Annotated in this window: 11 protein-coding genes; 6 read left to right on the top strand and 5 right to left on the bottom strand. The window is 74.6% G+C overall.

What is annotated here, in order from left to right:
• Nucleotides 1-21: 21 nt before the first annotated feature.
• Nucleotides 22-1,518, bottom strand: a complete 1,497-nt coding sequence (locus ACLIRP_RS05480) for a sodium-dependent transporter (RefSeq protein WP_412062955.1) — start codon at nt 1,516-1,518, stop codon at nt 22-24.
• Complete coding sequence (locus tag ACLIRP_RS05475; RefSeq protein ID WP_412062954.1) at nt 1,519-2,496, bottom strand: ParA family protein; 978 nt, start codon at nt 2,494-2,496, stop codon at nt 1,519-1,521.
• Between the two features lie 133 nt (nt 2,497-2,629).
• Here ACLIRP_RS05475 and ACLIRP_RS05470 point away from each other — a divergent pair, with 133 nt between their 5' ends.
• The 6 genes from ACLIRP_RS05470 (at nt 2,630) to ACLIRP_RS05445 (ending at nt 9,369) form a co-directional block, all read left to right on the top strand.
• Nucleotides 2,630-4,234: an apolipoprotein N-acyltransferase gene (locus ACLIRP_RS05470; RefSeq protein ID WP_412062953.1), complete on the top strand. Its 1,605-nt coding sequence runs from the start codon at nt 2,630-2,632 to the stop codon at nt 4,232-4,234.
• A 34-nt stretch (nt 4,235-4,268) separates the two neighbouring features.
• Nucleotides 4,269-4,871, top strand: coding sequence for a Maf family protein (locus tag ACLIRP_RS05465; protein WP_412062952.1), 603 nt, complete (start codon nt 4,269-4,271; stop codon nt 4,869-4,871).
• Between the two features lie 59 nt (nt 4,872-4,930).
• Nucleotides 4,931-5,449 (top strand): fasciclin domain-containing protein, encoded by a 519-nt coding sequence (locus tag ACLIRP_RS05460; RefSeq protein WP_412062951.1) that lies wholly within the window; start codon nt 4,931-4,933, stop codon nt 5,447-5,449.
• Nucleotides 5,446-6,198: an SDR family NAD(P)-dependent oxidoreductase gene (locus ACLIRP_RS05455; protein ID WP_412062950.1), complete on the top strand. Its 753-nt coding sequence runs from the start codon at nt 5,446-5,448 to the stop codon at nt 6,196-6,198. Before ACLIRP_RS05460 ends, ACLIRP_RS05455 begins: the two co-directional genes overlap by 4 nt.
• A gap of 142 nt (nt 6,199-6,340) precedes the next feature.
• Nucleotides 6,341-9,037, top strand: a complete 2,697-nt coding sequence (locus ACLIRP_RS05450) for a serine hydrolase (protein WP_412062949.1) — start codon at nt 6,341-6,343, stop codon at nt 9,035-9,037.
• A gap of 23 nt (nt 9,038-9,060) precedes the next feature.
• Nucleotides 9,061-9,369 carry an FmdB family zinc ribbon protein gene (locus ACLIRP_RS05445; RefSeq protein WP_412062948.1) on the top strand — a complete coding sequence of 103 codons (309 nt, stop codon included), beginning with the start codon at nt 9,061-9,063 and terminating at the stop codon, nt 9,367-9,369.
• 8 nt (nt 9,370-9,377) lie between these two features.
• Here the strand turns inward: ACLIRP_RS05445 and ACLIRP_RS05440 are convergent, their stop codons facing one another.
• From ACLIRP_RS05440 to ACLIRP_RS05430, 3 genes are read right to left on the bottom strand one after another with little or no spacing between them, the layout of a single operon-like run.
• Complete coding sequence (locus ACLIRP_RS05440; protein WP_412062947.1) at nt 9,378-10,703, bottom strand: GWxTD domain-containing protein; 1,326 nt, start codon at nt 10,701-10,703, stop codon at nt 9,378-9,380.
• Nucleotides 10,690-11,427 (bottom strand): triose-phosphate isomerase, encoded by a 738-nt coding sequence (gene tpiA, locus ACLIRP_RS05435; RefSeq protein WP_412062946.1) that lies wholly within the window; start codon nt 11,425-11,427, stop codon nt 10,690-10,692. Before tpiA ends, ACLIRP_RS05440 begins: the two co-directional genes overlap by 14 nt.
• Nucleotides 11,427-13,133: a GAF domain-containing protein gene (locus ACLIRP_RS05430; RefSeq protein WP_412062945.1), complete on the bottom strand. Its 1,707-nt coding sequence runs from the start codon at nt 13,131-13,133 to the stop codon at nt 11,427-11,429. Before ACLIRP_RS05430 ends, tpiA begins: the two co-directional genes overlap by 1 nt.
• Nucleotides 13,134-13,135: the final 2 nt, after the last annotated feature.

Below are 13,135 nucleotides of genomic sequence, written 5' to 3'. Positions count from 1 at the left end.
CGAGCGGAAGCAGCAGCCCTCTCACAGCGACTCCGGCACCGTGGACTCCAGCCGCCTCGCCATCCAGCCGTTGAGGCCCACGAGCAACGTGAGTGCGATCGCCCACTGCAGAAGGACCGTCGCAACGGAGTACGGCTCGAGTGGGTCGAGCCAGTTGTCGGAGTAGTCGGTCGCCGCCAGCCACAGCCACCAGCCGAGAAGGACGACCGCCTGGATTGGGATCGCGTAGCGCACCCAGACACTCCACAGCCGGGGCAGCGCCCAGTCCGACGGCGTGGCCACCTCGGCCCGCAGGCGGTCGGCGCCGTAGCGCCAGACGGCCAGCGAGATAAAGGCGCCCGAGAGCATCAGCGCGACGCCCCACACGAAGTCCTGGTTGCCGAAGACCTGGTCGGACAGCGCGCTCGGCACGCCGATCAGGAACCCGACCACGCCGACGCCGAGCACGGCCTTCGGCCGGGGCGCCCCGAGGTCGACCACGACGCGCGTCGACAGCTCGATCATCGAGATCAGGCTCGACAGCGCGGCAAACGTGAGCGCCAGGAAAAAGAAGACGGCCAGCACGCCGCCGAGCGGCATCTCGGCAAACAGCGCGGGCATCCAGATAAACGTCAGGCCCGTGCCGCGCTCGCCGCTCGTCTGCATCACCTCCAGGACCTCGGGCTGCGACATCTGAGGCCCGAGCACGGCGAACGTGATCCCGAAGATCATCGTGGCCGCCAGCAGCGAGACCGTGTTGTTGCCGACGCCCGTTAGCACGGCGTTGCGGACGACGCCGTCCTCTTTGCTCATGTAGGCCGCGTACGTCAGGATCAGGCCCCAGCCCGCGCCGGTGTCCCAGGCGTTCTGCGTGAGCGCCTCCAGCCAGATGCTGGCGGTGCCGAGCGTCGACCAGTCGGGCGTAAAGAGGTAGGCGATGCCCGCGCCCGCGCCGGGCAGCGTGACCGCGCGGAGCACGGCGATCACGACGATCACGAGCAGCGTCGGGACCAAGATCTTGTTGGCCCGCTCGATCGTGCGGACGCCGCCGCGCACCGCCAGCACGCCGAGTGCCATCATGGTGCCGTGGAGCACGATCGGCCACGGCGTCGCCTGGAAGGCCTGCCACGCCGCGATCGACCCCTCGCTCGTCAGCGGCAGGCCCGTCAGCGCCGTCGAGCCGACGTAGTACGCGCACCACCCGGCGACCACGCTGTAGTAGCACATGATGGCCGCGGCGACAAACGCCACGAACGCGCCCGCCCACGCGAACTTGGGGCCCGCCAGCGACGCGAACGTGCCGACCACGCCCCGCCGCCCGCGCTGCCCGAGCGCGTACTCGGCGATGATGAGCGGGATGCTCCAGGCCACCAGGAACACCAGCCAGGCCACCAGGAAGGCCCCGGCCCCGCCCTCGCCCGCGTTCGACGCCGCGATGCGGGGGAACCGCCAGATGTTGCCGGTGCCGACAGCGATGCCGAGCACGCTCAGCAGCAGCCCCCAGCGAGACGAAAAGCGGGCGGTCTTGGAGGTGGGCATCTAGAGGCGATCGAGGGGGGTCCACCCGGCGCCCGCGTCGGGGCGGGGCGGGTCGCCGGGGAGCGGGGCGCGGTGGATGGGCGGCAGCGCCCGGGCGACCGGGGCGGGCGCCGGCGGGGCGGGCGTCAGCGGTGCAGCGGTCGGCGCGGAGCGTGCGGGTGCCGACGCTTCGGCCGGCACCGATTCGGGACCGGAGCTGGGGGCGACCTGGGGCGCCGGGGCGCCGCCGAAGACGATCCCGCCCAACTCCTCGGCGGCGGCCGTGTAGTCGACCGCGCCGCGCGTCGGCCGGGGCGCGTCGAAGACCGTCCGCCCGTCGCGGCTGGCGACCGCCAGCGACGACGAGGTGCGGATGGCCGTCGACAGCACGGCGTCGCGGTACTTCTCGCGGAGGTAGGTCGCGTAGCGGGCGTGGCGCGACAGGCGCGCGTCGACCTGCGTCAGCAGGAAGCGCGGGGTCTTGAGGGCCGGGTTGAGCTTGTCCTTGACGAGGCCGGAGGTCTGCCACGTCTGCTCGGCGCCGACGACGGGCTGGTACTCGGGCGTCACGGGGATCACGACCTGGTCGCTGGCGACGAGCGCGTTCATGGTGTACGGCGACAGCGCCGCCGCCGTGTCGAGCAGGACCACGTCGTAATCGTGCCCCGCGCGGACGGTCTCGCGCAGCCAGAGCACGTCGGTCGGCTTGGTCAGCCGGCGGAGCGCCTTGGTGAGCGCCATCGACGAGCCGACAAGGTCGAACCCGCTGACGGTCTGGACGGGGAACGCGCGGAGGTCGGCGTCGGCCGCGAGCAGGCCCAGCGCCGAGTGCTCCGGTGGGGGCTCGGCCACGCCCAGCATCCGGGTGAGGAACCCCTGGGGGTCGAAGTCCACGACGAGGACGCGGCGCCCCTGCCGGCCGAACGCGGCGGCCAAGTGGATGGAGGTGGTGGTCTTGCCGGTCCCCCCCTTGTGATTGCAGACGGTAACGACGGGCACGCGGAGCCGGAGGTGAGCGGGCCGCGAAGATACCCCGAGGGCGGCCGCTCGTGGCCGGCGTGCCGCCCGCCCGCACCGGTTAAGCCGCTTGCCGGCCGGGCGATACCGGACCCGCCCACCTCCCCCTGGCCCAATGGTCCCCCGTAAGCGACCTCAGCCTCCCCCCTTCAGCTCGTTCGGCTGGTCGCTCACCGGCGCCCTCCTGATCGCGCTGAGCCTCCCCCCCCTGGGCGTGTACCCGCTCGCGTGGGTGGCCCTCGTCCCGCTCATCGCCCGGTGGGCCTCCCGCCGGCCGACCCTCGACTACGTCCGGGAGCTCTACGCGCTCCTGCTGACGACGGCGTGCTGCGTGGGCTTCTGGCTCCTCTTCAACCCGGACGCGTCGACGGCCGCCATGGGCGGCCTGAGCCTGTTCCTGGTCCCGCTCCCCCTCGTCGCCGCCTTCGCGCTGGCCGGCGTCGTCCGCGAGCGTCTCGGGCTGGTGCCCGGGCTGGCCGCGCTGGCGCTCAACGTCGTGGCCGCGGAGTTCCTGTCGCTCACGTTCAGCGTGACGCTCCCGTGGCTGCTGCTGGGCCACACGCAGGCCGGGGCCCTCGAGTTTATCCAGATGGCGGACATCGGCGGCGTGCTGCTGCTGAGCCTGTGGGTGCTCCTCCTCAACGTCACGGTCTTCGTGGCGCTCCCGCGGGGCGCCCAGCCCGGCGAGCGGTACGTCGAGCGCGGCGCGGCGATGGCCGTGTTCACGGCGCTGATCGCCCTGCCCGTCGTGTACGGTTCCATCCGGACCGCCCAGGCGGACCTCCCGGCCGGCTACACGTCGGTCGGGATCGTCCAGCCCGGCGTGTCCTCCCGCCAGTGGGACGGCCAGTCGGCGACGGTCAAGGTCGACCACCTCGCCGACCTGTCGGACTCCCTGCTCGGCCGCGACACGTCCCTCCCGGACTCGGTGACCGCCCCGGTCGCCCCCCGGCGGCAGGACCTGGCGCTCCTGGTCTGGCCCCAGATGTCGCTCCCCTTCATGGGCACCGACCAGGGCGAGGCCCAGCTCTACCGACGGCTCCAACGCTGGACCTCGCAGCGCGGCGTGGCCCTGCTGGCGGGCGCCCAGACGGCCTCCGACAACGTCGACCGCCGGCGCGGCATTCCGGACGACCGTGACCTCGCCAACTCCGCCGTCCTGATCCGCCCCGGCAAGCCGCTCGTCCAGTACGACCAGATGCGCCGCGTGCCGTTCGCCGACGCCGAGGCCGCCGAGGGCAACGACCGCGTCCTGTTCGACGCCGACGGCACGCGGCTGGCGACCGCCGTCGGGTTCGAGTCCTTGTTCGGCAACCACATCCGCAAGTTCACGCGGTCCGGCGCCGACCTCATCGTCGTCCTCTCGCGCAACGACCTCTGGGGCCGGTCGTCCGGCATCTACCAGCACCTCCAGTTTACCCGGCTCCGCGCCGTCGAGTCGCGCCGGGCCGTCGTCCTCTCGACCGTCGGCGGGATCTCGGCGATGATCTACCCCAACGGTGAGATCGAGCACGTGGCGGGCTGGATGGACCAGGAGGTCCATGCCATTCAGGTGCCCACGTTCCGTGGCCAGACGTTCTACGTCCGCCACGGCGACTGGGTCGGGCAGTGGGCGCTGGTGCTGGCGCTCGTCCTCGGCGTCGGTGGGATCGGGGTCTCCGTGTTCTTCCCCGAGCTGACGACGGCCAAGCGCGCCGCCAAGCGCCTCTTCCCCGCCTAGGGAACGCCGCACGGGCGCCGGGCGATCACCGCCCATGCTCACGCTCCACGCCCCGTTCGTCCTGGCCTCGGCCTCGCCCCGCCGCCGCGTCCTGCTCGACCGCCTGGGCCTCACCTTCGAGGTGCGGCCGACCGACTCCGACGAGACGTGGCCCCTCGACCTCGCCACAGGCCCGGCCGCCGAAGCGGTGGCCCTGCGCAAGGCCCGGGCGATCGACGCGTCGGGCACGCTCGTGCTGGCGGCCGACACCGTCGTGGTGCTCGACGGCGACGTACTCGGCAAGCCGGCCGACGAGGCCGAGGCGCGAGCGACCCTGCGCAGGCTGAGCGGGCGCACCCACCACGTCACGACCGGGCTCGCGCTCCGGCTCGACGGTCGCGAGGCGACGGCCCACGAGACGACGGCCGTGACGTTCGCGGACCTCAGCGACGCCGAGATCGCGGCGTACGCAGCGACCGGCTCCCCGCTCGACAAGGCCGGCTCGTACGGCATCCAGGACGACGCGGGCGCCCTGCTGGTGGCGCGCATCGACGGCGACTACTTCAACGTCGTCGGGCTCCCGCTGCGGCGCCTCTACGAGACGTTGAGCGCCTTCGCCCCGTCACTCGTGTCGGTCGCCGGCCGCCCCCGGTCATGACGAGGCCGGGTGGGATCCCCGCCTGTGAGCGTCCGTCCCACCCCCCCACCCGACTCGCCATGCGCCTGCTGCCCCTCGCCTTCCTGTGCCTCGCCCTTGCCGCCTGCGGGGGCGACGCCGCCTCCCCGGAGCCCCGCGAGCCGGCCCCCGAGACGCCCGCCGCCAGCGCTCGTCCGTCGGTGGCCGACCTCGTCGGGACGAACCCCCGGCTCCGCGTGCTCGCGCGGCTGATCGCCTCGAGCGGGCTCGAGGTCACCCTGCGCGACACGTCGACGGCCTACACGTTGTTCGCGCCGTCCGACGACGCCTTCGCCCAGTTCGGCGGGCGGGCCGCGCTGGAGGCCGACTCCGCCGCCGCCCGCGCCGCGCTCGCCCGGCACGTCGTCGCCACGCGCCTGCTCACGCCCGACGTGTTCGCCGATCTCGCCATCGAGACGATGGCCGGCTCCGAGGTCACGTTCGCCGAGGTCGGCGAAGGGCTCGCGGTTCAGTCCGGCGGCGCGACGGCCCGGATCACCGACGCCGACCTCGACGCCGACAACGGGGTCGTCCACATCGTCGACACGGTGCTCCAATGAGCGACGCCCCGGTGTATCTCATCGTCGGAGGGTCCGGCGGCATCGGCGCCCCGCTCGTGCGGCGGCTCGCGGCCGACGGCGCGCACGTCGTCGTGGGCGCCCGCGACGCGGGCAAGCTCGAAGCGCTCGCAGCCGAGACCGGCGCCCGCGCCTTCACGCTCGACGCGACCGACCCCGACGCCGTCTCTGGGCTCGTCGACGCCAGCGTCGAGGCCTTCGGCCGTCTCGACGGGGCCGTCAACCTGGTCGGTTCGATCCTGCTCAAGCCGGCGCACGCGACCTCGCCCGAAGAGTTCGACGGCGTGCTGACGCAGAACCTCACGACGGCCTTCTACCTCGTCCGCTCGGCGGCCAAGGCGCTGCAGAAGAACGCTGACCCCGACGGCGGCTCGATCGTGCTGATGTCGAGCGTGGCCGGGCGCTACGGGCTCGCCAACCACGAGGCGATCGCCGCTGCGAAAGCCGGCGTCGAGGGGCTCGTGCGGTCGGCGGCCGCCACGTATGCGCCGAAGGGCGTGCGCGTCAACGCCGTAGCGCCCGGGCTCGTCCGGACCCCCCTCGCGGGACGGCTGGTGGCGACCGACGCGGCCGTCGAGGCCTCGGCCCGGCTCCACCCGCTCGGCCGGATCGGCGAGCCCGAGGACCTGACCGACGCGCTGGCGTTCCTGCTCGACCGCGAGCGCAGCGGCTGGGTCACCGGCCAGACGCTCTCGGTCGACGGCGGGTTCGCGACCGTCCGGCCCCGCTGACCGCAGGCGGACGGGGCAGCGTTTCCGCGACGGGTCTTCGAGCCGGCGGAACGAGGGGAAACACGAGGCCGCACACCGGTGGACAGGGCCTCGCGTTCTCTACATTGAAACGATGGCCCGCCCCCCCCGGACCCGCCCCCCCATGTCCCTTTTGCTCAAGGTCGTCGCGGCCGCTTCGCTGGCCGTCGCGGGCCTCTGGTCGGTCTCGACCGTGCCCGTGACGGCGAGCGACCCCGTCGCCACGGCATCCCCGCCCCTCCCCGCGCCCGCTGTTGCCGACACGCTGTCGATCGACGCCGTCGTCGGCCAACTCGTCGGCGCGCGCGCGGACGCGCCCGGCCTGGACGCGCTCGTGTTGGCCGGCCGCGTCGGCCGCATCGACGTGCTCTCCGGCGACATGGACGCGCTGCTCGTCCGTGTCCGTCGGTGGCAGGCGGCCTCTCCCCTGCCCGTCGCCGTGTCGGCCCCGACGCAGGTGCTCGCGGGCGCCCCGGCCGTCCCGTCGCTCGACGCGCTCGCGGCGGCCGACGACGCGCCGCTCGCCTACCTCGCCGGCCGGGCGACCGCCGAGGCCGCGCAGCCGCTCGGGATCCAGTCGCCTGGACCGGCCGTGGCGATCGGCGCCTCCGGGATCTCCGGCCCGCTCGCGGCGGCGGTTGTCCGCGGGGTCCGCGAGGGACGCGCGTGGCCGTCGGCCGCCTTGCCTGACGCCGACGCCCTGGGCGGGGTCGACGCGCTCGCGGAGGCCGGGCTGATGGAGGTCCGGACCAGCCCCTCCCTCGTCCAGCGACTGCGTGGGCAGACGTCGTTCGTGGGCCTCGTAGTTACCGACGTGGGCCCCACAGCAGCCGGCGCCGTCGAGGCGCTGCGGAACGGAGCGGACGTGGTCGTCTCCGGGTCCCCGGGCGCCGTGTTCGACTCCTTGCGGTCGGCGGTGCGGTCGGGGCGTCTCCCGGAGGAGACCGCCCGGGAGGCCGCGCGGCGGTCGCTGGCCGCGAAGGCGTGGGCCGGCCTGGACCTCGCGCCCCGCGACGAGCGGCTGGCGGAGCGTCCGAGCGGCGGGGCCGTCCGGATCTCGCCGTGGCGCGCGCCGTCGGCAGGGCTCGTGGAGCGCTCGGCGCTGCTGGCGGCCGAGGTCGCGCGGCGGGCCGTCGCGGTCGTGCAGCCCGAGCGCGGGCCGCTCCCGCTCGCCGGGCCCGGCCCGGGCGACGTGTTCACGGTCCTGCTCGACCCCGGCGCCGACCCCGACGCGGGCGTGCCCTTCGTCAACGCGCTCGCCGACGGGCTCGCGCCGGACCGCACCGCCAGCTACGCCCGTCTCGGCCTGGGCCAGCCGGACGACGACTACAACGCGGCCCTGCGCGCGGCTCGCGACGCCGACGTCGTCGTCGTGGCCGCGATCCCCGAGGCCGGCGGCCAGCTCGCGCCCCGGCACCGGGCCTTCGCCCGCGCGCTCAACGACCGCCGCACGGTCGTGCTCGTCGCGCTCGGCGACCCGGGCCTGGCCGCCGGGCTCCAGTCCGCGGCGTTCGTCGCCGCCCCCACCGCCGACGCCACGTCGCAGGTCGCCGCCGCCGACGCCGTCACGGGCCGCGCCGACGTGTCGGGCCGGCTTCCGCAGGCCGTCGCCGGCGTGGCCCCGGCCGGCGCGGGCGTCCGGTACCGCCAGCAGCGGCTCCGCCCGGGCGCCCCCCTCGCCGCCGGTCTCGACCCCGGCGCGGCCGATCGTGTCGACGCGGTGATGGAACGCGCCGTCGCCTCCGGCGCCTTCCCCGGTGGCGCCGTCGCCGTCGGCCGCGACGGGGTGCTCGTGCGCCTACGCGGCTACGGCCGCCTGACGCGAGGCGGTGGGCCGGCGACGGCCGAGACGCCGTACGACCTCGCCTCGCTCACAAAAGTGGTCGGCACGACGACCGTCGTGATGCAGCTCGTCGAGGAGAACCGCCTGGAGCTCGACGCGCCCGTGTCGCGCTACCTCCCGCGCTACCGATCGCTGGGCAAGGAGTACGTCACCGTCCGCCAACTCCTCGAGCACTCGGCCGGCCACCGCGCGTGGTACCCGTTCTGGTCGCACGGCATCACGTCGCGGCGCGAGGCGCTCGACTTCGTCTATGCCGACACGCTGCAGTACCCGCCCGGCACGCGCTCGCGGTACAGCGACTTCGACATGATCGTGCTCGGCGAGGTGATCCAGGCCGTCGAGGACGCGCCGCTCGGCGAGGTCTTCGAGCGCCGGATCTACGAGCCGCTCGGCATGTCGGCGACCGGCTTCCGCGACGTCGACGTCGTCGACCGGCTGGCGGCGCCGACCGAAACCGACCGCGCGTGGCGAATGCGGACCCCGCAGGGCGAGGTCCACGACGAGGCCGCGTCCGTCTTTGGGGGCGTCGCCGGGCACGCCGGCCTGTTCTCGACGGCCGAGGACCTCGCGCGCTTCGGGTTCGTGCTCGCGAACGGCGGCGCCGGCTACGGCACGCGCCTGTTTCGCCGGACCACGCTGGAGCGGTTTACCGAACGCGTCCGGATGCGGAGCACGTACCCGACCGGGCTCGGCTGGATGGTCCACCACGGCGAGACCTCGGCCGGAAGCCACTTCGGGCCGCGCTCGTTCGGCCACACCGGCTTTACCGGCACGTCCATCTGGGTCGACCCCGACCAGAACCTGTTCGTCGTCCTCCTGACCAACCGCGTCCACCCCTCGCGCCGCAACCGCCAGATCCGCGACGTGCGCCCCGCGCTCGCCGACGCCGTCGCGGGCGCCGTGCTCGCGCCGCCCGGCCACGCCGAGCTGGCCCTCGGGTTCGGCCCCGTCCCCGCCGACCTGCTGGCGGCCCGCTAGTCTTCGTCCCCCCGCCCCATTCCATGCCCACGTACGTCTATCGCCGCCCCGACGGCACCACCTTCGAGTACATCCAAAAGATCTCCGCGCCCGCGCTCACCGAGGACCCCGAGACCGGCGAGCCCGTGACGCGCGTCATCTCCGGCGGCGCCGGCCTGCAGTTCAAGGGCGACGGGTTCTACCTCACCGACTACGTCCACACAGGGCAGAAGGACCGCAAAAAGGGGGAGGCCGACGCCGCCTCGGACGGCAAGCCCAAGGCCGAGAAGCCTCCCAAAGCCACGCCCGCCAAAAAAGCGGAGGCCTCGAAGGCGCCCGCGAGCAAGGACTAGGCGCTCGGCTACGGCACGATCCCCCGGCGCCACTGCTGGCGAGCGCGGTCGATGGGGTCAACGAGGGCCCGGTCGCGCTCGAGCGTCAAGACCGGGAACGGGCCGCTGGCTGAGGTGCGTCGGAACGAGAAGGAGACGGGCCCGGCGACGCCGGCGCCGTACGTCCACCGCTCGCCGTCGGCGCGCGTCTCGACAAAGCGCGGCGGGCCGAACAGGACGAAGACCATCCCGGGGTCGGTCTTCCAGCCCTCCTTGACGCCCGCGAACAGACGGTTCGCCTGCTCGACGCGGTCGTAGAACGCGCGGATCGTGGCGGCCGCGAGCCGGCGGTCGTCCATCTCGGCGCCCCAGAAGCCGTCGAAGGCACGCCGCCGGGCGGCCTCGGAGCGCGCCTCGCGGAGAGGCCGGAGCTCCGCGCCGTCGGCGAGGTACGCGAGCGGGCCGACGAGGTCGCCCAGCCGCGTCAGCAGCGGGTACTCGCGGCGGCGCACGACGACGTAGCGCGCAGCCGACGTGGGGCGCGCGTCGAGCGCGACGGTGATGCGGTAGACGCCCGGGCGGAGGGCGGGCAGCGGGGCCTCGACCAGGACGGTCCCTTCTCCGACCCCCTGGCGCGCGACGGCGACCGTGTCGAGCGCGCTGCGGTCGAGGCCCAGCGCCGCCAGCGAGCCCACGAACGGCGTCGACGCGTCGACCGGCGCGGCGGGCAGGGAGTCCGACAGGACGCGGGCGACGGTCACGATGAGCGTGTCGGCGGCGGCGAGGTCGATGGCCTGGAGCGCGAGCGCCAGGGAGTCGAGCCCGGCTGGGATGGCCGCGGCGTCGACGGGGTCCGGCCCGCGGACGACCCGGAGCGCGGCCAGCCGGGGCAGCCCGCCCGGCGCGCGCGCCAGCACCTCGGCGCGCCGCTCGGCCGTGCGCCCGGCGCCCTCGTCGTCGAGGAGCGCGCGGACGGTGTACAACCCGGGCTCGACCGCGAACCGCTCGCGCGTCCACCTCGGGGCGGTCGACCGCGACGCCGCCTGCGAGGCCACGCGGACCGTGTCGAGGGCCGACAGCACACGGGGCGCGCCGCCCTCGCGCTCGACGGACACGGTCCACCGCAGGACGGCCTCCAGCGAGTCCGGGCCGGGGCGGAACGCGAGCGCCGCCGGCGCGACGCCGACGAGTACGTCGACGACGGCGGCGTCGCCGTCGACGACGCCCGCCACGTCGAGCACGAAGGCGGGCTCGCCGGCCCGATACGCCGCCGCGTCGGTGTCGAGGCGGGCGGGCGAGGGGCCCGCGCACGCGCTCGCCACGAGCAGGAGCGCGAGGGCGCTAGCTCGCCGCACGGGCCGCCGCCACAATCGCCGCGAACGACGCCGCGTCGAGGCTGGCGCCCCCGACGAGGGCCCCGTCGATGTCGGGCTGCGCGAAGAGGTCGGCCGCGTTCCCCGGCTTGACGCTGCCGCCGTACTGGATGTCGGTGGCCTCCAGCCCCCGGCCGGCCAGCCACGCCCGGATCGCCGCGTGGACGGCCTGCGCCTGCTCCGGGCTCGCGGTGCGGCCCGTTCCGATCGCCCAGACGGGCTCGTACGCGACCACGAGCGGCCCACCCTCGACGCCCTCCATCGACGCCGCCAGCTGAGCGACGACCGTCTCCTCGGCCCCGCCCGCCTCGCGCTCCTCCAGCGTCTCGCCCACGCACAGGATCGGGGTCAGCCCGCCCGCCTGCGCCGCGCGCACCTTCTCGGCGACGAACGCGCTGGTCTCGTCAAAGAGCGCGCGCCGCTCGGAGTGGCCGACGATGACGTACGCGGCCCCGACGCCGCGCAGCATCGGTGCCGACACCTCGCCGGTGAAGGCGCCGGACTCGGCGGGGTGCACGTTCTGGGCGCCGAGGGCGACCGGGCTCCCGCCGACGCGCTCGGCGACCGCCTCGAGCCACACGGTCGGCGGGCACACAGCCACGCCGATGTGCGCGGCGTCGTCGCCGGTCAGACGTACGACGTCGGCCGCAAGCCGGACGGCCTCGTCGAGGTCGAGGTTCATTTTCCAGTTTCCAGCGACAAGCATCAGTCCGTAGGGTCGGGGGGGGTGGCCTGGCGCCGGGCGACCTCCGCGGAGGCGGCTTCCGCGAGCGACGACATCAGCCGGACGTCTTCCTCGGTCCAGGCGTGGGGGACGGAGTCGATGGCGCACAGCGCGCCGATTACGTGGCCGTCCGGGGCGGCGACAGGCACGCCAAGGTAGGCGACGACGCCGAGGTCCTCGATCGCGCCGTTCGCCGCCAGCCGCTTGGTCTCCCGGGCGTCGCGGACGACGAGCGGGCGCCGCTCATTCGCGACGTGCTGGCAGAACGAATGCGACAGCGGCGTCTCGCGGTCGTCGGACGCCCAGCCTGTGAGCCCGGTCTGGCTGGCGAAAAACTGGCGCTCCGCGTCGACGAGCGAGAGGAGCGAGACGGGGACCCCGAGCGAGTCGGAGACCGCCCGGGTCAGCACGTCGAACGGCCGCGAAGGGCCCGTGTCGAGCAGGCCCGTGCGCCGGAGGGCAGCGACGCGGGCGTCGACGGCCTCGGGGTCCGGGTCCCCGCCGACCTGCGGGTCGATGCGGTCGGCCGGGCGGCGGCCCGCCCAGCCCCCCCGGTCGGCCAGATCCTCCCACCGCTGGTTGACCGCCGCGTCCACCGCGTCGTCGACCGCGTAGGCCACGCCCACGAACCGGGTCGACGCGCCCTCCATCGACCGGCCCCGGACCCACACGGTGCGGTCGGCGACCTCAAGCCGAAGGTCGACGGGCGTGCCGGGCACACCCAGCGCCACGCGCAGTGCCCCCTCCGCCGTGGACCGGTTGCGGACGTGGGCCATGAGGCCGTCGAGGGTGTCGGCGGCATCCACCCCGAACAGCTCGCGCGCCGGTCCCGGGTCCATCTCGACCTGTCCGTCGCTGCCGATCGCGACCATGGCCGCGCGGCCATGGGTGATGGCGAGGCGGAGCTGGGCCGCCTCGACCTGCACGGTCGCGTCGCGCCCGATGGCGACGGCGCCCTCGACAAAGTCGCCCGAGAGGACGGGGGCCAGCGTGAGGTCGATCCACACCCCGAAGGTCGAGCCGCCGGGGGGGATCCGCGTCCGCACCGTCTCGCCGGCGAGCGCGCGCCGCCACAGGTCCGGCCGCTGGGCCCGGTCGAGGTAGGGCTGCCCTTCAACGGACTCGCGGTCCGTCCCCGCCGCTTCGGCCACGGCCTGGTTGACGACGGTCGCCGTGCCGGCGGCGTCGATCCCGACGATCCGGTCCGGCGTAGCGTCCAGAACGGCCCGGAGCCGGTTCCGCTCGTGCTCGAGCTGGCGGAGCACGTCGTGGAGCTGGTGTTCGATGGCAACGAGCGTGGTCACGTCTCGGGCCTCCAAAAGCGCCCACGTCTCGCCGTCGGGTCCGTCGACCGACTGGAGGTCGACCAGGAACACGAGGTGGCCGTCGGCCCCGAGGACGCGCGTGTAGAAGCGGTCGTAGGCGCCCCCGCGCGCCGTGTCGAGCCCCTCCGCGATCCGCTCGGGCTCGCTCCAACCCAGGGCCCGGTCGAGCGGGCGGCCCAGCGCCTCCGACCCGGCGGACAGCGTCGCCGCATCGCTCATCGCACGGACGACGCCCGCCGCGTCGACGACGATCGCGAGCCCGAACGACGCCTCGAACAGGCGTCGGTACACGTCGGCGGGCAGCCCGGCCGGGCCGCCGACGATCTCGTACGGACTGGTTTCAGGGGCGTCGTCGCGGTCCATCG

Origin of the sequence: Rubrivirga halophila (assembly GCF_046845755.1) — a bacterium.
GTDB lineage: Bacteria > Bacteroidota > Rhodothermia > Rhodothermales > Rubricoccaceae > Rubrivirga.
The sequence above is the reverse complement of the archived record's forward strand: the minus strand, read 5'-3'. Positions and strand labels throughout refer to the sequence as shown.